Origin of the sequence: Actinoplanes sp. CA-252034 (assembly GCF_050956125.1) — a bacterium.
Lineage (GTDB): Bacteria > Actinomycetota > Actinomycetes > Mycobacteriales > Micromonosporaceae > Actinoplanes.
Window position 1 is genome coordinate 7,222,887 of record NZ_CP191846.1, and the last position, 24,847, is coordinate 7,247,733.

Here is a 24,847-nt window from a genome sequence, read left to right on the forward strand (position 1 = left end):
GGCCGCGAAGAAAGGCCCAGGCGGGCCTGCAAAGCCTGCCCAGGCGGGCCTGCAAAGCCTGCCCAGGCGGGCCTGCAAAGCCTGCCCAGGGCGGGCCCGCAGAGACCGGGCGGGCCCGCAGAGACCGCCCAAGCAGGCCCCGCAGAGACCGCAAGGCGGGGGCCTGCAGAGACCCGCGCGGCGGGGCCTACAGAGACCGCCCAGAGCTGACCTGCTGGCAAGGCTCACGGACGAGGCCCGCAGAAGCCCCACGGATCGGCCGCAAGACCTCACGGGCGAGACCGGCAGCAAAGGGCCAGGACTGCGCCCGCAGACCGGAATCCACCGCGAGGAGGGCACGGTGAAGGCGTGCGACGCAGGCGCGGAAGCATGTGGCACGAGGCCGCGGGGGACGTCTAACGGAACACGACTTCGGGATGGTCGGCGGACGGCCCGTCCAGGAGCGGCTGCGGGATGCCGCGCAGGTGCAGGTCGAAGAATGCGGTGACGTAGTCGCGGGTGATCTGCACGGCCCGGCTGCCCGGCAGCGGGTAGCCGGGGTCAGGGATGCCGGCCTGCTCGCCGAACACCGGGATGTCGGTGAAGTCCAGGTGGCCGGCGCCGGTGACGTCGAGCCAGCGTTTCCAGCCGTCGAGTTTCGGCCAGTCGCGCAGCCACGAGGCGGCCGGGGCCGCCGAGGGCGCGCCGAGCAGCAGGAACGGCCGCCCGCCGAGGCCCTCGGCGGGGATCGGCTCGAACAGGCCACCGTCCATGTTGATCCCGGCGCGGACGCGGGGGTCGGCGGCCATGGTGGCGGCGGTGGCGCTGCCGCCCATCGAGTGCCCGCCCATGCCGATCCGGCTGCGGTCGATGAGGCGGGCGTGACGCCATGCGGGCCGGTCGCCGGTGAGCCGGTCGAGGACGAACGAGAGGTCACGCGCACGGTTGACGGTCGCCGGGGCGTAGTCGCCGGCCGCGGTGCAGGCGGCGCAGGTGAGGGTGCCGCCGGGGAAGTCGGTGCCCACCGACTCGTAGGCGTGGTCGACCGTGGCCACGATGTAGCCGTGACTGGCCAACTCCTCGGCCAGGTGGGTGAGGGTGTGCCGGTGCAGGGTGAAGCCGGGTGAGAGCACGACGAGCGGGTAGCGCCCGCGGCGGGCGGGCGCGGAGGAGACGGCGGCCGCGCGGGTGGCACTCAGCTCCCCCGGCTCGATGAGGCCGGTCGCGCCCCGGTCGGCGATCAGCAGCTCCGCCTCGGCGACCGACAGGTAGGGCGCGGGCCGGCCGGGCAGCCTGACCGCCGGGTAGAACATCGACACCATCAGCTCGCGGGCGCGAGAGGGCACCCATGGGTCGGGCCGGGACCGGTCGGTCAGGTGCAGCACCTCACGGCCGACATCGAGCGGCCCGGACGGCGCCGGCAGAACGAACGTCGGCGCGGTGGCGACGACACCGGTGGCGGCCGGCGCGGCGCCCGCGGGCGAGGCCGGCAGCAGCGGCAACGCGGACGCCGAGGTGGCCGCCGCAACCGTGACAGCCAGGGCCGCAACGGAACGCCCGCTGAGCGGGCGCCGGGAGGGTGACGGCCCGGCGGAGGGACGACGGGCGGACGGGCGGTTGCCGAAGGGCTCGGAGAAAGGCATGCCACAAGCCAACCGGACCCGAGCCTCGACAACAGTCGTCCAGGGTGGACACTTCGAGGTAACGCCAGCACTACCCCATTGCCACGACCTGGTATCCGAGGATACGGTCCGGCCTGATCAGGAGGGCGGGAACCTCTCGGCAAGGCCGCAGAGCCCGGCGGACGATCGCCGGCAAGACCGCAGAGCCCCGGCGGACGATCAACGGCAAGACCGCAGAGCCCCGGCGGACGATCAACGCGGCCGTGGCCGGCGCCGCAGCCCAGCGCGCCGACGCCGGCGAGGTCCTGCGCATCGAGGAGGTCGACGCCGACGTCGGCGGGCCGCTGCACCGGATGGAACGGGCCAACCACCTGGAGATCGCGGCGGTCGCCCACTCGGCCCGGCTCGCCCGCGAGGAGTGTGCTTCGCTACCGAGTGGGGAACAGTCCTCTGGTCGCCGGTTCTCCCCAGCGACGACGGCGCATTTGACCCGCAGGCGGACCACCGGCCCATCACGGCCGGCCATCGCGGCGGGCGACGGCGACCTGGCGCGCCGGCTCACCCGAGGCTCACATCGAGCCACCGATCTCGCCGAGCACGCCTTCGCGATCGCGGACGACCTCCGGGTGCAGGCGGAGCAGCTCGTCCGTACCGCCGGGGATCTGTCGGCGTCGAGGCCCGCGGTGACCGCCTCGCGCGGCGGGTCGATCAGCGGCGCCGGCGTGATCACCGCCGGGCGCCCACAGCGGCTGGAGTGGTGGATGGGCGCCGACCCGGCCCGGCACGCCCCGACCTGGACCTCGACCCCGGCCAGCGACGCCTTCGTCGCCGACGTCGCCGACGTCGAGCGTGCCCTGCGCCCCGCGCTGCGAGCCGTCGGCAGCGCTGGTCGACACGCATGGGCGGGTGGTCGCCGGCACCAGCGCCCACCATCTCGCCGGCTAGCTGATCCGGGACGGGCAGATCCGGGCCGCCCTGCTCGCGCAGATCCCCTCGGCACTGCCCGGCGGAGCCACCCTCACACCCTGCCTTTGACAGTCCTGACCTGGGCATCGTGAAACCGTGAGATAGTCCGGAGCATGCGGACGGGCTGGCGTTGCCTGGCCGCGCCGCTCGCGGTGTGGCTGGTTCTGACCTGTGCCGGCGCCGGCATCCTGATCTGGGTCGAGCGCACCACCAAGAGTGCCGTGGTCCAGCGCTACGACTGGCGTGCCGGCCTGGCCGCCGACTTCGTCGAGGCCATGGTCACCGACCTGCTCGCCCGGGAGGGCACCCAGGCGCGGGCGTTCCTGAGCGACGAGACGGTGGATCCCGCCGACTTCACCCGCTCGGTCGGCGGGTTCGGCTATCCGGCGGCCGTCCTGCTCGACGCGGACGGCCGGCTCCTCCAGGTCCTCCCGGCGAACCCGGCGATGCTCGGCGAGAAGATCTCCGACCGCTACCCGCACCTGCGCACCGCGGTCACCGAGGGTCGGCCGGCGGTGTCGCCCGTGGTGGGCTCGGCCGCCGCCGGCAAACCGGTGGTCGGTTTCGCCGTCCCGTTCGACACCCGCTACGGCCGGCGGGTCTTCTCCGGCGCGGTGTCGGTCAGCGAGGGCCCGCTCACCTCCTACCTGGCGACCGCCGTCCCGTTCGACCGGGTGAAGATCCACCTGACCGACACCGCCGGCACGATCGTGGGCGCCAACCACCAGCACCCCGAGATCGTCGATCCGCTGACCGCCGAGGAGCCCGAGCTGGCCGACGCCCTCACCCGGGCCGGCAAAGGGCGGTACCTCGACGACGGGGAATCGTGGCGGTACACGTCCCGGACCATTCCCGGCACGCCCTGGCAGCTGTCCGTGTCGGTCCCGGAGGACGTGCTGTTCGCCTCCACCTCGGGCAGCCGTGCCGCGGGGCGGGCCGCTCTGGTCACCGCCGCGGTCGTCGGGCTGCTCGTGGTCGCGGCCGTCGCCCGGGCTCGCGGCCACCGCCGGGAGCTGCGCTCGAGCGAGCAACGGTTCCGCAAGCTGTTCGACAGCTCACGGATCGGCATGGCCATGGCGGACCTCGACGGCCGTTTCTTCCGGGTGAACCCGGCACTCTGCACCATGCTGGGCGTCGAGGAGGACCAGCTGGTCGGCAGGCGGTTCACCGAGATCACCCATCCCGAGGACCTGCCCGCCTGCCTGCAGAGCATCCAGGACTGCCTGTCCGGGCGGATCGACGGCTTCGACATGGAGAAGCGCTATCTGCACTCCAACGGCGACCCGATCGAGGTGGTCATCACGGCCGGGCTGCTGCGCAGTCGCACCGGCCGCCCGCAGTACTTCGCCACCCAGATCATCGACGTGACCGAACCCCGCATGCTGGAACGGGGCCGTCGCCGGGACGCGGCCGAGCTGGCCCGGCACGCCGAGCGCCTGGAGCACGCCAACGAGCAGATGGCCGACTTCATGGCGATGCTCACCCATGACGTACGCCAGCCGCTGACCACCATCGTCTCCGCCGGTGAGCTGCTGATCGAAGACTGGTCCGACATGCCGGAGGACACCCGTCTGCACTACGTGCGCCGGATGACCGCCGGGGGCCACCGCGCCGACCAGCTGGTCACCGAGATCCTGACGCTGGCCCGGCTGGATGCGGGCGCTCTCACCGCCCGCCCGGCACGGCTGGACGTCACGAACGCCGTCCGCGAGGCCGTCGCCACGCAGAGCGCCGAGCCCAAGACGATCACGGTGACCGGTCCCGACCACGTCACGGCGTTCGCCGACCCGGTCCATCTGAGCCTGCTGCTGGGCAATCTCCTGGCCAACGCCGTCAAGTACGGCGCGCCGCCGGTCCAGGTCACGGTCACCCCCGACCACGAGCGGGTCGTGATCCGCATCGCCGACAACGGCGAGGGCGTCCCGGCGGCTTTCATCCCGCACCTCTTCGAGCGCTTCACCCGCGCCGAGACCGGCGTCGCCACCACCAAACCGGGCACCGGCCTGGGCCTCTACCTGGTCGCCCGCCTCGCCAACGCCTCCGGCGCCACCATCGAATACCAGGCCAACAAGCCGCGCGGCGCGGTCTTCATCCTCTCGCTGCCGTGCACCCCGAACCCGGCCCGGACCGAGAGCTCCGCACCGGCGTCCCCGGTCACCGTCGCCTGAAAAACCCTTCAGGGGTACGGCCACCCACCCCCGCCGAACCACCCCGTCACGCACCACCACGCGAGCACCCGCACCGCCCGGGCCGCAACGCGCCCGCCGGGCCGAAGCGGCCCGTCACCGCAGACCGTGGGGCTCTCGCGGTGTCTGCACCGCCCCCGGACAGCGCGGCCGGGTGGCGGGACGGTGCGATATTGACGGGACCGGATTCACCGGTATGCCCGCCCGCCTCGGAGGAGCCACCGGCGGGAGCTCGTCGAGGGAGGCCGCCGTGGCGTATGGGTCTTCCGAAGGTGTGAGCAACCGGGTCCTCGGAATGCTCACCCTGGTCCTGGTGGCCGTCGACGCGGCCCTGGTCGGCATCAACTCGATCATGTGGCCGGCGTATCTGGACGGCGACGTGACCGCGGCCGAGGTGGCGCCCTTCGCGCTGTTCGCCGGCTCCGCCGCGCTGGGCGTGGTGGTGATGCTGTCTGCCGCGATCGCGCTCTTCCGGGACGCCCGGGGCCGCCGGCTCGCCGAGGTGGCGGTGCTCCTGGCCGGCCTGCGGGTGGTTGCGATCCCGGTCGCCGCCGCGATCGTCGTGGCCACGGTGGGTGCCGCCGCGGTCACCGGCCCGTCCGACGTCTTCCTGATCGTCCTGTCCGCGTTCGAGGCGATCGTCGAGTTGACCGTCACCCGGGTCGCCGCCGCCCGCACCGACGGCCGCCGCTGACGACGGCGGGACGGGCCTGGTTCAGCGGCCGAGACCGCCATGGTGGACGATCGATCCATGGCGATCATCGCAAAAGTGGGTCAGGCAGTGCTCGGAGCGGTTCTGGCGTTCGCCGGGACCACCCACCTGACCGTCGCCCGCAGCGAGTTCCGGGCCCAGGTGCCCGACTGGTTCCCCCTCGACGCCGACCTGGTGGTGCTGGCCTCCGGCGTCGTCGAGATCACCCTGGGCCTGGCGCTGCTGACGGTGTGGCGGCAACCGGCCCGCGGCTACCTCGGGGCGATCGTGGCCGCCTTCTTCATCGTGATCTTCCCCGGCAACGTGGCCCAATGGCTGGAGCACAAGGACGGCTTCGGCCTCGACACCGACACGAAGCGGTTCGTCAGGTTGTTCTTCCAGCCGCTGCTCGTGCTCTGGGCACTGGCCGCCACCAGCGCGATCAGCACTCTGCGCAGGCGTTTCAGCGGCTGAGGTCGTGCCGGCGGTGCACGATCCTCTCGACGATCCCGGCGGGGAGCAGCCGCCGCAGCGCGAAGACGGCCGGGGCGTTGCTGCCCACCGCGTACCGCGCTTTCGGCCGGTCCGCCTCGATCGCGGCCACGATCGTCTGCGCCACCCGCTCCGCGGTGATCCCGGACCGCTCGTTGCGGTCGAGAGCCGCCAGCATCCGGGCGAAGTCCTCCCGGTAGGGCGAGTCCTCCCCGATGTACTTCGTGCGCCGCTCACTGATCCCGGTCGCGATCGACCCCGGCTCCACCGTCGTCAGCCACACCCCGAACGGCGTCAGCTCCTGCCGGGCCCCGTTGCTGAAGCCCTTGATCGCCGCCTTCGACGCCACATACGACGAGCGGTAGGCCAGCGGGAACGACGCGAGCATCGACCCGACCATGACCACCCGGCCGTAGCCGCGCGCCCGCATCCCCGGAAGCGCCAGCTGGGCCAACCGCACCGGCGCGAGCACGTTCACCTGGAAGATCCGCCGCAGGGCGTCGGCCGGAAGCTCCTCGATCGGCCCGGACTGGCTCTCCCCCGCGTTGTTGACCAGCACGTCGACACCGGCCAGCGTCCCCGCGAAAGCCTCGATCGACGCGTCGTCGCCGAGGTCGAGTGCCAGGTACTCGACGCCGGGGGCCCGCTGCTCGGGCTTCAACCCGTCGGGGTCACGGCTCGTCCCGAGCACTCGATGCCCCGGGCGGCCAGAGCCGCCGCGGTCGCCAGCCCGATACCGGACGAGGCTCCGGTGACCAACGCGGTGCGTTCCATCGGCAAACCCTAGAGCCGAGGGGGTACGCCCGGTAAGCCCGGGTGGCTACCGATCCGGCCCGCATGGCTCGCCGCGGGGTGCCGCGGAGCTCAAGGCGCCGTCGGCAGCCATATCGAGTTGATCGTGGGGGCGATCACGGTGTGGTTGCCGGGCGGCGGGGTGGGAGCGGCCTAGGGTGGTGGCGCTATGACTGCGCAGGATTCCGAAACCGAGACCCGTCCCTGCGGCCACTGCGGCCGCCCGGTGCCACAGCGTTCGTCCGCGGGGCGGCCGTTCCGTTACTGCCGTGACAACGACGGGGAGTGCCAGCGCGCCTCGCGCAACGTGCGGATGCGCCACCGGCAGTCGCCGGGGCTGGCGGGGCAGGTAGCGCGTACCTGGGAAGTGGTCGATCGTCTCGACCAGCTCGTCGGCTCACTGACCGAGGCGCTGCACTCGGAGATGTCCCCGGCGGGCGTGGAGCGCCAGGTCGCCGAGGTCCGTGCCGAGACGTCGGGTCAGGTGGCCGCCGCGCACGCGGAACGTGACGACGCCCGCCGCGACGCCGAGCAGGCGGCCACCGCGGCGGCCGCGGCACAGCAGATCGCCGGGGCCGCCACGGCCGAGCGCGACGAGGCCCGACAGCAGGCGGAGGAGGCACGGCGTACCGCTGAGGAGGCCGGGCGCCGCGCCCAGGAGGCCGCGGCGGCACGGGACGAGGCGGTGCGTGCTGCCACGACCGCGGTCGCGCTGCGTGAGCGGGCCGAGGCCGAACGTGACGCGGCCGCCGAGGATCTGGGGGCGGCGCGGCGTGAGCTGCAGGACATGCGGGGCGCCCGCGACACCGCCGAACGCGATCTCAAGACCGCGATCCAGGACGCGAAGGACTTCCGGAGTACGGCCGAGGCGGCGCAACAGCGCGCGCAAGAGGAGCTGACGGCCGCCCGGGAACAGGTGGAGCAGCTCTCGGCCGACGCCGCCAGGGAGGGGCAGCGAGCCGTCGCCGCCGAGCGTGCCCGCGACGAGGCCGTGGAGCGGGCGCGCCGAGCCGAGGCGGAAGCCGCCGCCGCGCGGGAGTCCCTGGCGACGGCGCTCGCCGAACGGGACGCCGCACGGCGTACCACCGAGGATCTGGAAAGGTCCGCGGAGCGAGCCGCGCGGGACCAGGCCGACCTGGAGCGCCGCCTCGCGTTCGCCCGGGCCGACGCCGACGCCGCGCAGAACCGCGTCGCCCAGCTGACATCGCAGGTCAGCGACCTGGCCGCGGCCCTGGCCTCGCTCGGTGCCGCCCGGCCCGCCGCTCCGGCGCCCGCCCAGCCGTCCCCGACCGACAACAGCTGACGGGTGTACGCGCCGGAAAGTGCGGGTAGGAGAGAGCGGCAGACGGGTGAACATTCTCACGTCAGGCGCCGGGCCCGGGGAGGTCTCCGGAACGCTTCAGCAGGTGCCCCGCCAGCCGATCATTACGGTGTGCGGACCGGGTTGTGACCGAAGGTGCCGTGAATTACGCGTGAATCAGATCGAGTGACCGACATCGCACCACCCGAACAAGCGTCAAAGAACCATAAAGTGGACCAAGGTCCACTCGGAGACCGGTTCGGTTTGCGAGCTGGGGTGAGTGGCCGGTTACGCTCATAGCGTTAACACCGCTGATACAGCGGTGCGGACAAAGAACTCAGGCGGTCGGCAGGGGATCCCGGCGGAGGAATCCAGCGGCCGCGCCTTTCGTTACACCAACGAGAGCAGCACCACGAGCGAGGGGAAAGCCGATCATGGGCGAACGCATGCTGCGCGGCAGCCGTCTTGGCGCAGTCAGCTACGAGTCCGACCGTAACACTGAGCTGGCGCCCCGACAGACCCGCGAGTTCCTGTGCGCGAAGGGTCACCAGTTCGAGGTGCCGTTCGCCGTCGACGCCGAGGTGCCCACCACCTGGGAGTGCAAGTTCGACGGCAGCGTCGCCCGACTGGTCGACGGCAACGAGCCCGAGCAGAAGAAGGCCAAGCCGCCGCGCACCCACTGGGACATGCTTCTGGAGCGGCGCTCGATCGCCGAGCTGGAGGACATCCTCAACGAGCGGCTGCAGGAGGTTCGCACCCGCCGCGGTCGCTGAGCATGAGCCACGGAAAGGGCCGCCCTTCGGGGCGGCCCTTTCCGCATGCCCGGGCGGCGGCGGCCGGCCACCACCCGTCCCGACGCCCGCCAAAGAGCGCCCAAGATCGCCCAGCCGACCCGAAGGGGCGGATGCGGCCACGACCGACCATCGACGCTCGCCACCCCGGCTAAGCAGGCCCGGCACAGCTCAGACCCTGGCGTCGGAAGGTCTTCAGCCGCCTCCGGTGGTGGTGAATCAGGAATGCGCACCGGATGCGCGTCAGGGGCCGCGACGCGGACGCGTGCCTGGAATCCGTCAGGGGTGCGCAAGGCCGGGGCCCGTCAGCGGACGATCTCGCCCTCGATGGCGCCGGCCGGTGGGGTGGTGCGCTGTTCGTCGACGACGACCACGGTCACCGGGTCGCTCTGGTGAACCCGGACGCGGCGGGGGCCGAACAGGTCGCCTGTGGTGGCGCCGCCGAGGCGGCGGGAGGCGAGCCGCTCGATGGCGCGCCGGGCCAGCAGGCGGCTGGGCGGCAGGAGCAGGAGGATGCCCGCGACCCCGGTGATGAAGCCGGGAATCGTCAGCAGCAGCGCCCCGCAGAGGCCGATCAGGGAGTTGGTGACCTGGGCGGCGGGCGGGCGGCCGTCGCGGGTGGCTTCCTGGAAGGCACGGAAGCCTCGGATGCCCTCACGGCGCAGCAGCAGGACGCCGGCGATGCTGAACGTGGCCAGCAGGAGGGTCGCCCAGCCGAAGCCGATGGCGTGGGCCACCGAGACGAAGGCCAGGAACTCACCGAACGCCAGCAGCGGGAACACTAGAGGTAGGTAGGCCAGCCTGCTACGGCGCATCGTCGGTCCCTCCGGGGGTGTCACGCGAGCCCGCCTCACGACGGGCTCGCTCAAGCATGACACCTCGAAGCTGTGTGCTTCCTTAACGCGGTTTGCGGCTCACCAGGTTGCTCAGGCTCTCCTTGCGGGCCTGCACGCCCCACACGGTGACCCTCAGCAGCTGTTCCTTGAAGATGTTGCCGCTCATCTTGCTGACGCCGATTTCGCGCTCGGTGAACGTGATCGGCACTTCCTTCATGCGGAAGCCCTGCCGGTACGACCGCCACGCCATCTCGACCTGGAACGAGTAGCCGGTCGACGCGATGGTCCCGACGTCGATCTTGTCGAGGACGCCGATCCGGTACGCCCGGTAGCCGCCCGTGGCGTCCTTGAAGGGCATGCCCAGCGCCATCCGGATGTAGATGTTGCCACCGCGCGACAGCAGCAGCCGCCGCATCGGCCAGTTGTGGACGCTGCCGCCGGGGATGTAGCGGGTGCCGAGGACCACGTCGTGGTCCTTGAGCGCGTCCAGCAGCAGGTGCAACTCCTCCGGAGCGTGCGAGCCGTCGGCGTCCATCTCGACGACCGCGTCGTAGCCCTTGTCCTTGCCCCACGCGAAACCGGCCTTGTAGGCGGCGCCGAGGCCCTCCTTGCCGGCCCGGTGAAGCACGAAGATGTGGTCGTCGGCCTCAGCGAGCTCGTCGGCGATGGCGCCGGTGCCGTCGGGCGAATTGTCGTCGGCCACCAGGATGTCGACGGCGGGGATCGCCTTACGCACCCGATCGGTGATCAGCCGGACGTTGTCCGCCTCGTTGTACGTGGGGATGATCACGAGGACCCGTCCCACTCCCGGGTAGCCTTCGGCCTCGCTCACCGTTCCTCCGAAACTGTCACGTCGTCACTGTCGATTCTCGTCTTACGGCGGCGCAGGGGCAGCACGCCGATGAGGGCGACGACCGTACCAAACACGATCATCGCCTCGGGCCAGACGCCCGAACGAGTCGCCAGCGTACGCGGTCCGTCAAGGAACATGTCACGGACCACCACCGCACCGGTGTTGAAGGCGGTCGAGCCGTGGACCGCGCCCTCGCCGTCCACGAAACCGGACACTCCGACAGTGGAGACCATCAGTGCCTCGCGGCCGTGCTCGACGGCCCGCAGCCGCACCATGGCCAGTTGTTGCAGCGCCTCGGCCTCGTTGAAGGTGGCGTTGTTGGTCTGCACGGTGAGGATCTGCGCGCCGCCGACGACGGTGTCGCGGACGATGCCGTCGTAGGCGACCTCGAAGCAGATGACGTCGCCGACGACGACCGCGCCGGTGTCGATGACGCCGGGGTGGTCGCCGCCGAGCATGTTGCGGACCAGGTCGACCTTGTCGGTGACGAAGCGGGCGACCGAGCGCATCGGCATGTATTCGGCGAACGGGACCGGGTGGCGCTTCTCGTACTGCTGGGCGAGGTCGGGGCCGGCGCCGGGACGCCACAGGATGCCGACGTTGTAGATGTCGCCGGGGGTGTCGGTGCGCTGCAGGGTGCCGACCAGGATGGGCGCCTTGATCGTGTCGGCGGCCGACTGGATGAGCGCGGCGGCGTCCTCGTTGCGCAGCGGGTCGATGTCGCTGGAGTTCTCCGGCCAGACGACCAGGCCGGGCTGTTTCTGCCGGCCGGCGGCGACGTCGGCGGCCAGCGCGATCGTGGCGTTGACGTGGTTGTCGAGCACGGCCCGACGCTGGGCGTTGAAGTCGAGGCCGAGGCGCGGCACGTTGCCCTGCACGATGGCGACGGTCGTGGTGGGGCCGCCGGGGCTCTGCAGGGGCAGGGCGGCCGGACCGGCGAGCAGGACCGCGGTCAGGGCGGCGAATCCGGCTGCGGCGAGCACACCGGCGCGCCGCCAGGCCAGGGCGAGCAGGGCGCCACCGGCGATCGCGACGACGAACGTGACCAGCGGGGCGCCGCCGTAGGCCGCCAGCCGCAGCGTGGGGGCGTCGCCCTGGGTGAACGCGAGCCGGCCCCACGGGAAGCCGCCGAACGGGGTGCGGTCGCGCAGGAACTCCTGCCCGGTCCAGATCAGGCCGGTGAGCAGTGGCCACAGGGCCCGCCACCGGTCGGCCAGCGGGGACGTCCACGCGCCGGCCAGCCCGGCCAGCCCGATGTAGGCGGCCTGGGCGAGGCTCAGGATGATCCACGGGAGCCAGCCGGCACCGATGGTGGTCCACTCCAGCAGTGGCACGAACAGCACCAGCCCGGCGAGGTAGCCGAGCCCGAACCCGGCCCGCAGGCGCCTGCGGTGCACGGCCGCGGCGAGAAGCGCCACCCCCACCGGGGCGAGCCACCACAGGTCGTACGGAGGCAGGGCCAGCAGCAGCGCGACGCCGGAGGCGACGGCCAGCGCCACGGCCACCGGCAACCGCAGCGGGCGCGGCGGCACCTCGGCCGCGGGGCCCGGCCCGGTGAGCGCCGGAGGGGGCAGTGTCATTTCCACGCCAGGCAGGCTACCCGCCGATATGCAGGGACGACGGAGGGGCGCGGTCTCGGTTCGACCACGCCCCTCGGGTGCTCCACCCCTGTTGAGCCCGGGGAGAACCCGGTGGACGGCGATCGAAATCCGGTGACCTCGTCATGACCTTCGGACCGACCCACCGCGTGCCGGCTGCCCGCGTCGTGTCGTTGTCTACTGGCCATGATCCCGGCCCCCGGAGGGCCACCCGTGCGTGGTCCGTCTCGTGCCGCCTGCGTCTCGGCGCCCCCTGGACCTGGCAGAACGCGCGACCCCTGCGGGGACTGCGGCCAGTGGGCTCCGAAACGTGGAACAGGACCTGAAGACGGTACGTCCCGCCCCCGCCCGTCTGTCAACCGTGGTCCCCGTGTCGCGGCGTGTCTCGTTCATCGGCGTGTCACCCGGATTACCGGATCGAGTTACCCAGCAGTCGGGCGGCGACATCCGGACGGTCGGCCGCGAGCAGGCCCGCGGCGGCCACAATGTACTGCTCATCGACCAGGGCACGGGCCTGTTCGGGTGGGGCCCAGCCACCGCCGACGTCGGCCAGGACGGCCTGCAGGACCGCGTCGCCGCCGCCGTGGCGCAGCACCCCGCCGGAGCCAAGGACGAGACGTACGTCACGTAGGCCGGGACGGCCGCGGGCATGCCGTCGTAGCGCGATCACGGCGGCCGTGGCGGCCAACTCCCGGTCGCTGCCGGGGACGGGCAGCTTCTCGGCGATCGCGGCGGCCCGGGTGCCGTCGGCGCCGACGGCCACCCCGAGGTCGCCCTCGACCGTTCGCGCCCGCCACAGGGTGCCGGCGACGTCACGGCGCGGGCCGGTCTCCGCCTCCGCGTCGGGGACCAGCGCCGAGTAGACGTCGGTGGTGGCGCCGCCGACGTCGACGACCAGGATCCCGTAGCCGGTGAGGTCGGCCAGCAGCTCCACCCCGGCCAGCACGGCGTCGGGGGTGGCGGCCTGCACGAGCCGGGCGAACCGGCGCCCCCGGGACAACCGCTTACCGCCGATGACGTGTCTCAGGAACACGTCACGGATCGCCGCGCGGGCCGGCAGTGGGTCGAGGACGCCGATGCGCGGCAGCACGTTCGCGGTGGCGGTGACGGGGACGCCGCGTCCGGTCATGACGGCGAGCGCCTCGTCTCGTACCTCCACGTTTCCGGCGAGGACCACCGGAAGCCGGATGCGGGCCGCGGCGAGTCGTCTCGCATTGTGGAGAAGGGTCTCGGCGTCGCCGCCGTCGGTGCCGCCGACCAGCAGCAGCACGTCCGGGCGGGCGGCGCGCAGCCGGGTGAGGTCCGGGCCGGTCATCGGGCCGGCGGCGACGTGCACGACCTGGGCGCCGGCGGAGAGGCCGACGCGGTGGCCGGCCTCGGCGGTGACCAGTTGCTCGTAGCCGACGACGGCCAGGCGCAGCCCGCCGCCGGCCGACGAGCAGACATGGAGCCGGTCGCCGCCGCCCACGGCCGCGACGGCGGCGTCCAGGCCCTCCAGGACGTCCGACGAGGCGGTGGTGGGCACCTCGGCGCGGCAGATCAGTTCCGCGCCGTCCAGATCGATCTTGGCGGCTTTGGTGTACGTGGACCCGACGTCGACGCAGACGGCGGTCGTCACGGCTTCGGCGGCACCACGACCGTGCCGACCGCGGTGGTGGCCACGATCGGCTCCGCCAGCACCTGAGCCGCCGACCCGTCGGTGCCGCGGCAGACGACCCGCACCTCGAAGGTGATCTTCCGGGAGCGGGTGCCCATCGTGGTTACCGTGCCGCTGATCTCCAGCACGTCCCCGGCCCGGACCGGCGCCTTGAACTGCACGTCGTCGTAGGAGGCGAACAGCCCCTCGTCGCCGTCGAGCTGGATGCAGATCTCGGTCGCCACGTCGCCGAACAGGCCGAGCGAGTAGGCGCCGTCGACGAGGTTCCCGGCGTAGTGGGCGTGGGCGTAGGGCACGTAACGGCGATGGGTCACAGTGATCATCTGTTGCCTCCGGCGAGGGCGTGGACGAGATAGGAGGCCACCTCACGCGGGGTGGTGCCGCGGCTGAAGATCCGGTCGACGCCCAGGTCGGGGGCCATCAGCTCGTCGAAACGGGGGCCGCCGACGATCAGCAGCGGCCGTTTCCCGGCGGGCAGCGCCTCCCGGAACGCGGCCGACATGGCGCGCGTGTTCTGCAGGTGAGCGTCGCGCTGGGTGACCACCTGGGACACCAGCACCGCGTCGGCCTTGCGCTCCCGGGCCGTCTCCACCAGGTCGGGCACCGACACCTGGGCGCCCATGTTGGTGACCGACAGCTCGGAGTAGTACTCCAGGCCCTTCTCCCCCGCGATGCCCTTGAGGTTGAGGATGGCGTCGATGCCGACGGTGTGCGCGTCGGTGCCGATGCACGCCCCGACCACGTTGAGCCGCCGCCGCAGTCCGCGCTTGATCGCCGCGTTGACCTCCTTGGCGCTCAGCAGCGGGAAGTCACGCTCGACGACCTGCACCTTGTCGGTGTCGACGAGGTGGGCGACCTTGCCGTAGACGACGAAGAACGTGAAGCCGTCGCCCATCTGCTTGGCGTGCACGAGCATCGCCGGGTCCATGCCCATCCTGTTCGCGAGCTGGATCGCGGCGCCCTCGGCCCGTTTGTCGTGCGGGATCGGGAGGGTGAAGGAGAGCTGCACCATGCCGTCGCCGGTGGTGTCCCCGTAGGGGCGGACGATGCTCATTCGAGGCCCTCCGAGACCGGGTTGTAGTAGTCCTCGTCCTGCTCGGCGACACCGTCGAGGCCCTTGCCCCGGTCGGCGGGGCGCTTCATGATCCCGAAGGTGCCGTCGGCGATCGCGTTGAGCATGCCATCGTCGACGATCCTCTCCAGCAGGTCGATCGCCTCGCCCAGGACCTGGTTGGCGCGCCCCCGGATGAACGGGCCGGGCGTGAAGTCCTCGTGCAGATTGCCGGCGCCGTTGAGCACGTACCGGACGTTCTGGAGGGCGATGTCGCGGTCCGAGAGCCACGGGGTGACGACCGCCTCGGTCATCATGCCGACCAGCAGGATGCTCTGGCCGGTCAGCGCGCCCGCCAGGTTGAAGAAGCCGTCCAGCAGGTTGCCGCGGAAGACGTCGCCGGTCATGTGCTTGGTCGGTGGCATCCACTTGAGCGGGGCGTCCGGGAACAGCTCGCGGGCGAGCAGCGCGTGCGCCAGCTCCATGCGGAACGAGTCCGGCAGGTCCGGATTTATCTCGAAAGCGTGCCCGAGGCCGAGTTGCCAGTCCTGAAGGCCAGCCTCGTGCGCGAAATACTCGTTGAGAAGCTGCGACACCGTCACCGTGTGCGCCGCGTCGACCGCGTCCGCCGTCGTCAGGTAGTTGTCCTCGCCGGTGTTGATGATGATCCCCGCGCGGGCGTGGATCTGCCGGGAGAACCGCTGGTCGACGAAGGTGCGAATCGGGTTGATGTCACGGAACAGGATCCCGTACATCGAGTCGTTGAGCATCATGTCCAGGCGCTGCAGCCCGGCCAGCGTGGCGATCTCCGGCATGCACAGCCCGGACGCGTAGTTGGTGAGCCGCACGTAGCGGCCCACCTCCTTCGACGTCTCGTCCAGCGCGGCCCGCATCAGCCGGAAGTTCTCCTGCGTGGCGTAGGTGCCGGCGAACCCCTCCCGGGTCGCGCCCTCCGGCACGTAGTCCAGCAGCGACTGGCCGGTCGACCGGATCACCGCGATCACGTCCGCCCCGGCCCGAGCCGCCGCCTGGGCCTGCGGGATGTCCTCGTAGATGTCGCCGGTCGCGACGATCAGATAGATCCACGGGCGCTGCTTCGGATCCCCGAACCGTTTGATCAGCCGATCCCGCTCGGCCCGCCGCCGGTCGATCGTCCGCAGACCGGCGGCGGTGGCGCGCTTGGCACGCTGACGCGCCTTTCTGGAAGAAGCGGGCATGGTGAACCGGACCGACCCGGCGGCAGCCTTCTGCGCCAGGACCGTCACGTCCTCCACACCGCTCGTCTCCATCGCGTGAAAGACCGGGACGGCCACCCCGTGACCGAGCCCGACGTCCGCACGCACCGCGTCGACCAGTCGGTTCACCCACGGGATGCCGTCCGGGTCGGCGCCGGTCACCCCGGCCAGGCGCAGCACCGCACGCTCCACCGACACGGTGGTGTGCGACCGCGCCAGGTCGACCACCGGCTGCCCCGCACGCGCCGCGAGCGCTCTCGCCCGCGCCACGACGGCAGGATCCAGATCCAGCTTCCCGGCCAAAGAAAACGCCTCCTGTTACCTCTCGAAAATCGTGTCGCCGTGCAGCACCGTGCGCAGGCAGATCGGCCGCTCCGGATCGGCGCCGTCGGTGTCCGGCAGCAGCGCCGGCAGCCCGCCGTCCACGCCACCCGGGGTGTCCCAGAGCGCGAACGTCGCCGACGCGCCCGGCTTGAGCACACCCGCACCGCTGATCGCGGCCGCACGCCAGCCACCCGCGGTGCTCGCCGCGAACGCCGAGCGCACACTCATCCGGAACCGGGGGTTGCGCGGGGCGGCGGCCGCCACGACGATCGCCCACGGGTCCAGCGCCGTCACCGGCGAGTCCGAGCCGAACGCCAGCGCCACCCCGGTCGCGTGCATCGCGCCGATCGGGTTGCTGGCCAGCGCCCGCTCCACGCCGAGGCGCTGCGCGTACATCCGGTCCGAACCGCCCCACAGCGCGTCGAACACCGGCTGCACCGAGGCGATCACCCCGAACTCGACCATCCGCGCGATCATCGCCTTGTCGATCAGCTCGACGTGCTCGATCCGGTGGTGGCCCTCGCGCAGCCGGTCCACGCCGACCGACTTCGCCGCGATCGCGAAACCCTCCAGCACCGTCGCGATGGCGGCGTCGCCGATCGCGTGGAAACCACCCTGGAACCCGACCCGGACGCAGTCGAGCAGGTGCTCGGCGGCCTGCTCGGCGGTCAGGAACGCCTCGCCGCACCCGTGGTCGCCGTCGTGGTACGGCGCACGCACCGACGCCGTCCGCGAGCCGAGCGCGCCGTCGGCGTACAGGTCGCCGGCCGCACCGTGCGCGCCCAGCTCCCGTGCCCGCTCCGCCCCGCCCAGCTCGCCCCAGAACCCGAACACCTGCGGCAGCCCCTGCCCGGACAGCGCCAGCACCGACGCGAAGTCGGCCTCGCTGGACGTGCCCGGCCCGGCGCACTCGTGCACCGCGGCGATGCCCATCGACGCCGCCCGCGACAGCGCCGTCCGCTGCGCCGCGGTCCGCTGGGCGGCGGTCAGCGAGCCCAGCGCGATCGCCCGGACCGCGTGGTGGGCGGCCTCGCGCACCCAGCCCGACTCGTCGTAGCCGTCCACCCCGCGCGCGGCCGGGAGCAGCGACGACGACGCCAGCGCCGAGTGCACCGAGGCCTGCGACAGATACACCCGGCGGCCCCCGGCGGCCCGCTCCAGCTCGCCCGCGGTCGGCGGGGTCTGGTCGGTCCAGGTCGACTCGTCCCAGCCGTGCCCGTGCACCACCCCGTCGGCCGGCCGCGTCGCCGCGAACGCCGCCACCCGCTCCAGCAGCTCGCCCGGCGACCGCACCGCCGACAGGTCCAGCCCGTCGAAGGCCAGACCGGTGTCGGTGGCGTGCAGATGCGCGTCCACGAACGCCGGCGTGACCAGGGCGCCGCCCAGGTCGACCGTGACGTCGGCGGCCGGGGCGTCGGCGGAGTCGCCCAGCCAGGCGATCGTGTCGCCCCGGGTGACCATGGCGGTGGCGCGGGGTTCCGCGGCCGAGTAGAAGCGGCCGTTGACGTAGCGGACCGAGGGAGTGTTCGTCATGCCGGTCAGTCTGCCGCGATCCGCGCCTCGAAAAGCGCCCGCACCGCGGGAACCTGACGCAGCAGGTCCACCGCGAACTCGGCGTGACCAGGCACGTATCCGTTACCGATGAGCATCGTCACGTCCGCGGCCAGGCCCTCGGCGCCGAGCGCGGCCGCCGGGAAGCTGGTCGCCATCGAGAAGAAGATGACGGTGCCGCCGTTCGCGGTCGCCAGGATCGCGCCGTGCTCGCAGCCCGGCACGTCGACACAGACCACGGTCACGTCGGCGGGCTCGCCCACGGCCTCGGCGACCGCAACCGGATCGCGGGCGTCGGCGATCGCGACGCGGTCGGCGAGTCCGGCTGCCAGGAGCGTGTCCCGCTCCCTCTCGTTCACGACCACAGCGATGGTACGGGCACCCGCGCGCCTGGCCGCCGCAAGAGTGAGCGACCCGCTCTTGCCGGCACCACCGAGCACCGCCACTGTCGGCTCGCCCGGATATCCACGGACCACGCGATCGGTCAGCGCCGGCGCCCCGCACACGTCGTAGACGGCGAGCGCCAGCTCCGGCGGCAGGTCGTCGGGCAGCACGCCGACGATCGAGCGCCCGAACAGGATCGCCGTCCCCTCGGCCGGCACCTGCTCACTGAGCCCGTCCCACCCGGCCAGGCCGTCGGTGATCCGCAGCGGGGTGAGGGTCAGCGACACCAGCGTGGCGACCCGGTCCCCCGGCTTGACCGGCAGCGGCGACTCCGGCCCGACCTCCTCGACCACGCCGATCAGCATCCCGCCCGACCCGGTGACCGGGTTGTGCATCTTGCCGCGTGTCTCGACGATGTCGAGCACCTCGGCGCGGATCGCGTCGCCGTTGTGCGCATGCTTCTCGGCCAGCTGCCGATAACTGGCGGCGTCGAGGTTGAGCCGCTGGACCCGGATCCGGGTCTCGTCCGGCCCGATCTCCGGCGACGCGTCAAGCCGCCAGGCGGCCTGCGGCAGCACGCCGACCGGTTCCACTACCCGCCGCAATCCCACCATGCTCATGCTCCTCACGATCTCCACGCGTTAAAAACACTCTCACAGAGCTACCTTGACCGTAAATCCTGCGTACACATGGTTACTAGACCGGAGATTCTCCGGTACCTTGATCCGAATCCAACGAGGGAGGATCTTCCGGTGGCGGACGACCTGGCAGGCCAGCCGTACGAATACCAACGGCGCGAGCTGATCGAGCCGGACTGGACCCGGTTCCCCGGCTGGCGCGACGTGACGGCCGCGCAGTGGCAGTCCTCGCAATGGCAGCGGGTCAACTGCGTCAAGAACATCAAGCAGTTGCGTACGGTCCTCGGCGATCTGGTCGACGAGAGCTTCTACGCCGACCTCGAAGCCGACCAGCAGCGCCTGGCCACGATGTCGATGCTGATCCCGCCGCAGATGATCAACACGATGGTCCCCGGCCGGGTCCCGGACACCGCTTCGTTCCTGGCCGACCCGGTGCGCAACTACATGATCCCGGTCGCCAGTGACCGCCGGCAGGACTGGCCGTCACACCCGCACGCCGCCCGCGACTCCCTGCACGAGCACGACATGTGGGTCGCCGAGGGCCTCACCCACCGCTACCCCACCAAGGTCCTGGCCGAGCTGCTCTCCACCTGCCCGCAGTACTGCGGCCACTGCACCCGCATGGACCTGGTCGGCAACAGCACCCCGACCGTCGCGAAACTCAAACTGCTGCAGAAACCGGTCGACCGGTACGAGGCACACCTCGCCTACCTCAAGGCCCAGCCCGGGGTACGCGACGTGGTCGTCTCCGGCGGGGACGTCGCCAACGTGCCGTGGAAGCAGCTCGAGGCGTACCTCATGGGGCTGTTGTCGGTCCCGACCGTCCGTGACATCCGGCTCGCCACCAAGGCCCTGATGGGGCTCCCCCAGCACTGGCTGCAGGACGACGTGGTCGAGGGGATGCACCGGGTCGCCGTGACCGCCGAGCGGCGGGGCGTCAACCTGGCCGTGCACACCCACGTCAACCACGTGAACTCGCTGACGCCACTGGTCGCCAAGGCGGTCCGCACGCTCCTCGAGGTCGGCGTGCGCGACGTGCGCAACCAGGGCGTGCTGATGCGCGGGGTCAACGCCACCACCGGTGACCTGCTCGACCTCTGCTTCGCGCTGCAGGGCGAGGCCGGGATCCTGCCGTACTACTTCTACATGTGCGACATGATCCCCAACGCCGAGCACTGGCGGGTGCCGGTCTGGCACGCCCAGCAGCTGCAGCACGACCTGATGGGCTACCTGCCCGGTTACGCCACCCCGCGGATCGTCTGCGACGTGCCGTTCGTCGGCAAGCGATGGGTGCACATGGTCGCCGAGTACGACCGGGAGCACGGCATCTCCTACTGGACGAAGAACTACCGCACGTCCATCGAGGCGAACGACAGCGAAGCCCTCTCCAAGCTGTACGCCTACTACGACCCGATCGACACACTGCCCGAGACCGGCCGTGACTGGTGGAGCAAGCAGCAGCAGACCGCGGAATGACCTGAGGGGGAGGCGCTCAGCGCCTCCCCCTCAATCGGTGCAGCGTTCCCTACTTGAAGGCGTCACGAACGTCGCGGCCGGCGTCCTTGACGTGCTCGCCCGCCTGCTTGGCGTGGGCGGCCGCCTCCTGCGCCTGGCCCTCGGCGTAGAGGCGCTCGTTGTCGGTCGCCTCGCCGATGCCCTGCTTCGCCTTGCCGGTCAGTTCCTCGGCCTTGTTCTTGACCTTGTCGGTGATGCTCATGTGTCCACCCTCCGTAGGTCCTTCATAGCTGGTTGCTGACGCCTCTGTGATGCCCGGTGCGATCTGTTTTGAAACGCTTTGTGCCGTAGCGCACCCTGCCTTGATCGTCCTAGGACAAAGCCACAATGGCTTTCCCCTGGATTCCCCCTTCAGCGGTGTTCATACCTTCCGCTCCGTGCTCCCGTCGTGAGCGGCGCGATTGGCCTGCACCTCGTCCATGTGCGACTCGGCCCACGCCTTCAGACCGCCCATCATCGTGTGCAGGGACAACCCGAGAGCGGTCAGCTCGTAGTGGACGGTGACCGGCACCGTCGGCGTGACCGCGCGGCTGATCAGCCCGTCCCGCTCCAGCCCACGCAGCGTCTGCGTCAGCATCTTCTGGCTCACCCCGGCCAGCAGCCGGGACAGCTCCGAATACCGCATGGGCCGCGGCTCACCGGCGCAGTCGGGGCCACTGCCGAGCGCGGACAGGATCAGCACCACCCACTTGTCGGAGACCGTGTCCAGCAGCCGGCGGCTCGGACAGGCCGCGATGAACGCGTCGTACTCCACCTTCGCCGCCGCCCGCTGCTGGGCCGCCGTCGTCGTCGCCATGCGACTCCCCTTCGCGTGCGAAACGCACCCGCAGGTGCGTACTTCCCCACAGGAAGTTACTCCCCCACAGTTACTCCCATGGTTTCCACGTCACTTCCCGGCGGCACCTGGACGCTGGGCGATCTCACCGTCACCCGATTCGGCTACGGCGCGATGCAGCTCGCCGGCCCCTGGGTGATCGGCCCACCCGCCGACCACCAGGGCGCGCTCGACGTCCTACGCGAGGCGGTCCGGCTCGGCATCACCCACATCGACACCTCCGACGCGTACGGGCCACACGTCACCAACCGGCTCATCCGCGAGGCGCTCCACCCGTACCCCGAAGGCCTGCACGTCGTGACCAAGGTCGGCGCGAACCGCGACGACCAGGGCGGCTGGCCACCCGCCCGCGATCCGGCGAGCCTGCGCCGTGCCGTTCACGACAACCTGCGCCATCTCGGCCTCGACGTCCTCGACGTGGTCGACCTGCGGCTCGGCGACGCGCAGGGGCCGCAGCCCGGATCCGCCGCCGAAGCCTTCGAGACCCTCGCCGAGCTGCAACGACAGGGACTCATCCGGCATCTGGGGGTGAGCAACGCGACCGCCGGGCAGATCGCCGAGGTCCGGGCGATCGCGCCGATCGTGTGCGTGCAGAACATGTACAACCTCGCCCACCGCCACGACGACGACCTGATCGACGAGCTCGCCGCCAACGGGATCGCCTACGTGCCGTTCTTCCCGCTCGGCGGGTTCAGCCCGCTGCAGTCGACGGCGCTGTCAACGGTCGCGGCCCGGCTCGGCGCCGGCCCGAAGTCGGTGGCCCTGGCCTGGCTGCTGCAACGATCACCGAACATCCTGCTCATCCCCGGCACGTCGTCGGTCGCCCACCTGCGCGAGAACGCCGCCGGCGCCGGCCTCACCCTCTCCCCCGACGACCTCGCCGACCTCGCCGACCTCACCGTCATCCGGTAGGCCGCCTCGACCGGCGACACCTGATCGGACGGCGGGGCGCCCCTCGGTTCCTGCCTGTTCTTCGAGCTCCGGCCCCGGGCTTGCGGCGGGTCAACGTCTTGACCGGCCCATCCGCGCCGCACACGGCGTCGGCCGAACGGAGGAAGACCCGGATCCCCCCGCCCGCCGCCCCGCGGGGATGAGGAAACAGGGTCGGCGCCTGTTTCCAAGGAGGGCGGGAGCGAGGCGAGTCCGGCCGCGGCCCGGGCATCCCTCACGAGGCAGGCGCTAGGGTCTCGGGCGTGGACGTGATCGTGGTGGGGGCGGGGATCGCCGGGCTGGCCTGTGCTCGGGCGCTTCGCGACGGGGGTGCCCGGGTGCGGGTCGTGGAGCGGGGACGGGTCGTCGGTGGGCGGCTGGCCAGCAAGCGCGTCGACGGGCGGTATGTGGACATCGGGGCCGCCTACTTCGTCGCCGACGATCCGGGCTTCGTGGATCAGATCGCGGACTGGGAGCGGCGCGGACTCGCCCGGCCGTGGACCGACACGCTCCGGGTCTATCCGGGTGCGGAGGAGACCACCGGGCCCGTTCGGTGGGCTGCCCCCGGCGGACTGCGGAGCCTCGCCGCTGATCTTGCGGACGGGATCGACGTACGACTGGAGTCGTTGATCGAGACGGTGCCGGACGACGCGGACGCCGTCGTGCTCGCCATGCCCGGACCACAGGCTCTGCGGCTCGGGCCGCCTCCGGCGGTCGCCGCCGCGGCGCGAGCGCAAACCTGGCGGCCGGTGATCGCGGCGATCCTCACCTATCCGGAGCGGGAGTGGGGTGAGCTGCGCGGGGCGTTCGTCAACGAGCATCCGCTGCTCGCCACCGTCTGCGACGACGGCGATCGTCGCGGGGACGGGGCGCCGGTGCTGGTGGCGCATTCGACGGCCGAGCTGGCCGCTCAGCATCTGGACGATCCGTCGGCGGCCGGGCCGGTGCTGGCCGAGGCGGTCGGTGAGCTGCTCGGGCTGACCGCGAAGCCGGAGGTCCGCGTGCACCGGTGGACGTATGCGCAGCCGGAGCCGGGTGGCGCCGACTACGCCGTCGACGGGCGGGTGTGGCTGTGCGGGGACGCGTTCGGCCGGCCGCGGGTCCAGACCGCCTGGCTCTCCGGGCGCGCGGTCGCCCGGGCTCTCCTCGGCTGAGCACCAGGCACAGGCAGCGGGACTTGGGCGGGCGATCTTCACCTTCCCGGCGGCCCGGGCCGACTCCGCCCTCGCCGCGGCAGTCGGGGACGGCGGCCCTTATCTGCCAGCCGGCCCGGCGGGAGCAGGCCGACTCCGCCTCCGACGCGGTCAGTCAGGGAGGGCGGCCCTCATCCTCCAGCCGGCCCGGCGGGAGCGGGCCGTCGCCGCCTCCGACGCGGTCAGTCGGGGAGGGCGGCCCTCATCTTCCAGTCGGTCCGGCGGGGGTGGTCCGGGAGGGCGATCCGGCCGGTGCACCAGAGCAGCGCCGCCGACGGGTCGCCGGGCGGGGCGTCCGGGAACAGGCGGGCCAGGACCAGCGCGGACAGGGACGGCGGCGGGGTCCAGCCGAGGTTCAGGCCCTGGGCGATGTCCCAGGTGTGCACCAGGGTCTCGTTGACGCCCATGGCCGCGAAGCCCGGCGGATCGGTCGGGCCCCAGTGCCAGGCCCGCACCTCGGGGCCGGCGGCACGCAGCGCCAGTGAGAGCAGCCCGGCGCAGGCCGCGACGATCTGTAGGACCACGCGCGGCGGGGCGTCCGGGCGCACCTCCAGGTCCAGGGGCAGATAGCCGCCGCCGGCCCGGGAGACCGGCGCTTCGAGGCCGGACGGCAGGCCGCGGGCGGTCAGCTGGGTGGCGTAGGCCGTCAGGTCGTGGGCCAGGTGCGCGGCGGTCGTGCGGCAGTCCCAGTCGAGGGTGCCGGCCCGTACCGTCCAGTCGCGGTCCTGGACCGGCATGAGAAGCCGCGACGTCTCCGCCACGGCGGTGTCGAGGTGGTCCGCTGTCATCACATCCACGTGCCTCATCATGGACCGCATGCCCAAGAAGGTGGACCAGCGGGAGCGCCGCACCCTGATCGCCGACGCGTTGATGCGGGTCGCCGCCGAGCAGGGGCTGGAAGCGGTCAGCCTGCGGCACGTGGCGGCCGAGGCGGGCGTGTCGGCGGGGATGGTGCAGCACTGGTTCCGCACCAGGGACGAGATGATGGCGTTCGCCATGGAGGTGGTGCGCGAGCGCAACCAGGAGCGGGTCACCGCGGCCGTCGCGGCGCTGGGTGACTCGCCGGCGCCCCGCGAGCTGCTGCGGACGATCATCGCGACGCTGCTGCCGTTGGAGGAGGAGAGCCGGGCCGACGGGCGGGTGGCGCTGGCGTTCCTGGCGTACACGGCGGTGCGGCCCACGGCGTCGGCCCTGCTGCGGGAGGAGACGGCTCAGCTCGCCGGGTTCATCGGGAGCCTGCTGCCCGTACCCGACAAGGCTCTTGGTCTCCTGGCTCTGATGGAGGGTCTCGGGGTCTATCTGCTCGGCGGGCAGACCACACCCGACGAGGCCCGGGCGGCGCTCGACGCGCAACTGGACCTGCTGTTCGCCGTGCCATAGTGCGGGAATCAACCGTCCCCCTCCCCGCATGGATGTGACAGGCTGCCC

24 protein-coding genes are annotated in these 24,847 nt (G+C 72.0%); 10 read left to right on the forward strand and 14 right to left on the reverse strand.

Annotation, left to right across the window (positions count from 1 at the left end; all coding sequences use genetic code 11):
• Positions 1-395: 395 nt before the first annotated feature.
• Positions 396-1,622, reverse strand: a complete 1,227-nt coding sequence (locus tag ACQPZW_RS32890; RefSeq protein ID WP_433789904.1) for an alpha/beta hydrolase family protein — start codon at positions 1,620-1,622, stop codon at positions 396-398.
• Between the two features lie 242 nt (positions 1,623-1,864).
• Between ACQPZW_RS32890 and ACQPZW_RS32895 the strand changes: the two genes are divergently transcribed.
• The 4 genes from ACQPZW_RS32895 (at position 1,865) to ACQPZW_RS32910 (ending at position 5,918) form a co-directional block, all read left to right on the forward strand.
• Entirely contained in the window at positions 1,865-2,659 is a 795-nt protein-coding gene (locus tag ACQPZW_RS32895; RefSeq protein WP_433789905.1) for a hypothetical protein, read from the forward strand.
• A 21-nt stretch (positions 2,660-2,680) separates the two neighbouring features.
• The gene (locus ACQPZW_RS32900; protein ID WP_433789906.1) at positions 2,681-4,735 is read left to right on the forward strand and encodes a PAS domain S-box protein; all 2,055 of its coding nucleotides are present in this window, start codon (positions 2,681-2,683) and stop codon (positions 4,733-4,735) included.
• 268 nt (positions 4,736-5,003) lie between these two features.
• Entirely contained in the window at positions 5,004-5,447 is a 444-nt protein-coding gene (locus ACQPZW_RS32905) for a hypothetical protein (protein ID WP_433789907.1), read from the forward strand.
• A gap of 57 nt (positions 5,448-5,504) precedes the next feature.
• Entirely contained in the window at positions 5,505-5,918 is a 414-nt protein-coding gene (locus ACQPZW_RS32910; RefSeq protein WP_433789908.1) for a DoxX family protein, read from the forward strand.
• Here ACQPZW_RS32910 and ACQPZW_RS32915 read toward each other — a convergent pair.
• Positions 5,908-6,597: an SDR family NAD(P)-dependent oxidoreductase gene (locus tag ACQPZW_RS32915; RefSeq protein WP_433789909.1), complete on the reverse strand. Its 690-nt coding sequence runs from the start codon at positions 6,595-6,597 to the stop codon at positions 5,908-5,910. The genes ACQPZW_RS32910 and ACQPZW_RS32915 overlap by 11 nt on opposite strands.
• A gap of 300 nt (positions 6,598-6,897) precedes the next feature.
• Here ACQPZW_RS32915 and ACQPZW_RS32920 point away from each other — a divergent pair, with 300 nt between their 5' ends.
• Together ACQPZW_RS32920 and ACQPZW_RS32925 are read left to right on the forward strand one after the other, a co-directional pair.
• A complete protein-coding gene (locus ACQPZW_RS32920; RefSeq protein WP_433789910.1) occupies positions 6,898-8,031 on the forward strand; it encodes a serine/threonine protein kinase in 1,134 nt (377 codons plus the stop codon).
• Between the two features lie 431 nt (positions 8,032-8,462).
• Complete coding sequence (locus ACQPZW_RS32925) at positions 8,463-8,801, forward strand: RNA polymerase-binding protein RbpA (RefSeq protein WP_433789911.1); 339 nt, start codon at positions 8,463-8,465, stop codon at positions 8,799-8,801.
• A 323-nt stretch (positions 8,802-9,124) separates the two neighbouring features.
• On the opposite strand, the gene ACQPZW_RS32930 is transcribed toward ACQPZW_RS32925, so the two are convergent.
• From ACQPZW_RS32930 to ACQPZW_RS32970, 9 genes are all read right to left on the reverse strand, one after another.
• Entirely contained in the window at positions 9,125-9,634 is a 510-nt protein-coding gene (locus ACQPZW_RS32930; RefSeq protein WP_433789912.1) for an FxsA family protein, read from the reverse strand.
• 82 nt (positions 9,635-9,716) lie between these two features.
• A complete protein-coding gene (locus ACQPZW_RS32935) occupies positions 9,717-10,487 on the reverse strand; it encodes a polyprenol monophosphomannose synthase (RefSeq protein WP_433789913.1) in 771 nt (256 codons plus the stop codon).
• Positions 10,484-12,088, reverse strand: coding sequence for an apolipoprotein N-acyltransferase (gene lnt / locus ACQPZW_RS32940; RefSeq protein WP_433797681.1), 1,605 nt, complete (start codon positions 12,086-12,088; stop codon positions 10,484-10,486). Before lnt ends, ACQPZW_RS32935 begins: the two co-directional genes overlap by 4 nt.
• Before the next feature lie 427 nt (positions 12,089-12,515).
• On the reverse strand, positions 12,516-13,724 hold the full coding sequence (locus ACQPZW_RS32945; RefSeq protein WP_433789914.1) for a glutamate mutase L: 1,209 nt from the start codon (positions 13,722-13,724) through the stop codon (positions 12,516-12,518).
• Entirely contained in the window at positions 13,721-14,086 is a 366-nt protein-coding gene (locus tag ACQPZW_RS32950; protein ID WP_433789915.1) for a hotdog domain-containing protein, read from the reverse strand. Before ACQPZW_RS32950 ends, ACQPZW_RS32945 begins: the two co-directional genes overlap by 4 nt.
• On the reverse strand, positions 14,083-14,817 hold the full coding sequence (locus ACQPZW_RS32955; protein WP_433789916.1) for an OAM dimerization domain-containing protein: 735 nt from the start codon (positions 14,815-14,817) through the stop codon (positions 14,083-14,085). The genes ACQPZW_RS32950 and ACQPZW_RS32955 overlap by 4 nt, the downstream gene beginning before the upstream one ends.
• On the reverse strand, positions 14,814-16,352 hold the full coding sequence (locus ACQPZW_RS32960; protein ID WP_433789917.1) for a lysine 5,6-aminomutase subunit alpha: 1,539 nt from the start codon (positions 16,350-16,352) through the stop codon (positions 14,814-14,816). Before ACQPZW_RS32960 ends, ACQPZW_RS32955 begins: the two co-directional genes overlap by 4 nt.
• A gap of 15 nt (positions 16,353-16,367) precedes the next feature.
• Positions 16,368-17,906, reverse strand: coding sequence for an amidohydrolase (locus ACQPZW_RS32965; protein ID WP_433789918.1), 1,539 nt, complete (start codon positions 17,904-17,906; stop codon positions 16,368-16,370).
• 5 nt (positions 17,907-17,911) lie between these two features.
• Positions 17,912-18,928 carry an L-erythro-3,5-diaminohexanoate dehydrogenase gene (locus ACQPZW_RS32970; protein WP_433789919.1) on the reverse strand — a complete coding sequence of 339 codons (1,017 nt, stop codon included), beginning with the start codon at positions 18,926-18,928 and terminating at the stop codon, positions 17,912-17,914.
• Positions 18,929-19,060: 132 nt separating this feature from the next.
• Here ACQPZW_RS32970 and ACQPZW_RS32975 point away from each other — a divergent pair, with 132 nt between their 5' ends.
• On the forward strand, positions 19,061-20,422 hold the full coding sequence (locus ACQPZW_RS32975) for a KamA family radical SAM protein (protein WP_433789920.1): 1,362 nt from the start codon (positions 19,061-19,063) through the stop codon (positions 20,420-20,422).
• Positions 20,423-20,471: 49 nt separating this feature from the next.
• On the opposite strand, the gene ACQPZW_RS32980 is transcribed toward ACQPZW_RS32975, so the two are convergent.
• Together ACQPZW_RS32980 and ACQPZW_RS32985 are read right to left on the reverse strand one after the other, a co-directional pair.
• Positions 20,472-20,663 carry a CsbD family protein gene (locus ACQPZW_RS32980; protein ID WP_433789921.1) on the reverse strand — a complete coding sequence of 64 codons (192 nt, stop codon included), beginning with the start codon at positions 20,661-20,663 and terminating at the stop codon, positions 20,472-20,474.
• 159 nt (positions 20,664-20,822) lie between these two features.
• Positions 20,823-21,257, reverse strand: coding sequence for a winged helix-turn-helix transcriptional regulator (locus ACQPZW_RS32985; RefSeq protein ID WP_433789922.1), 435 nt, complete (start codon positions 21,255-21,257; stop codon positions 20,823-20,825).
• Positions 21,258-21,335: 78 nt separating this feature from the next.
• Here ACQPZW_RS32985 and ACQPZW_RS32990 point away from each other — a divergent pair, with 78 nt between their 5' ends.
• Both ACQPZW_RS32990 and ACQPZW_RS32995 read left to right on the forward strand, forming a co-directional pair.
• A complete protein-coding gene (locus tag ACQPZW_RS32990) occupies positions 21,336-22,208 on the forward strand; it encodes an aldo/keto reductase family oxidoreductase (protein ID WP_433789923.1) in 873 nt (290 codons plus the stop codon).
• Positions 22,209-22,495: 287 nt separating this feature from the next.
• On the forward strand, positions 22,496-23,380 hold the full coding sequence (locus tag ACQPZW_RS32995; RefSeq protein ID WP_433797682.1) for an NAD(P)/FAD-dependent oxidoreductase: 885 nt from the start codon (positions 22,496-22,498) through the stop codon (positions 23,378-23,380).
• Between the two features lie 221 nt (positions 23,381-23,601).
• Here ACQPZW_RS32995 and ACQPZW_RS33000 read toward each other — a convergent pair whose 3' ends face one another.
• Entirely contained in the window at positions 23,602-24,207 is a 606-nt protein-coding gene (locus ACQPZW_RS33000) for a maleylpyruvate isomerase N-terminal domain-containing protein (protein ID WP_433797683.1), read from the reverse strand.
• A gap of 28 nt (positions 24,208-24,235) precedes the next feature.
• Here ACQPZW_RS33000 and ACQPZW_RS33005 point away from each other — a divergent pair, with 28 nt between their 5' ends.
• The gene (locus ACQPZW_RS33005) at positions 24,236-24,799 is read left to right on the forward strand and encodes a TetR/AcrR family transcriptional regulator (RefSeq protein WP_433789924.1); all 564 of its coding nucleotides are present in this window, start codon (positions 24,236-24,238) and stop codon (positions 24,797-24,799) included.
• The last annotated feature ends 48 nt before the right edge of the window (positions 24,800-24,847 follow it).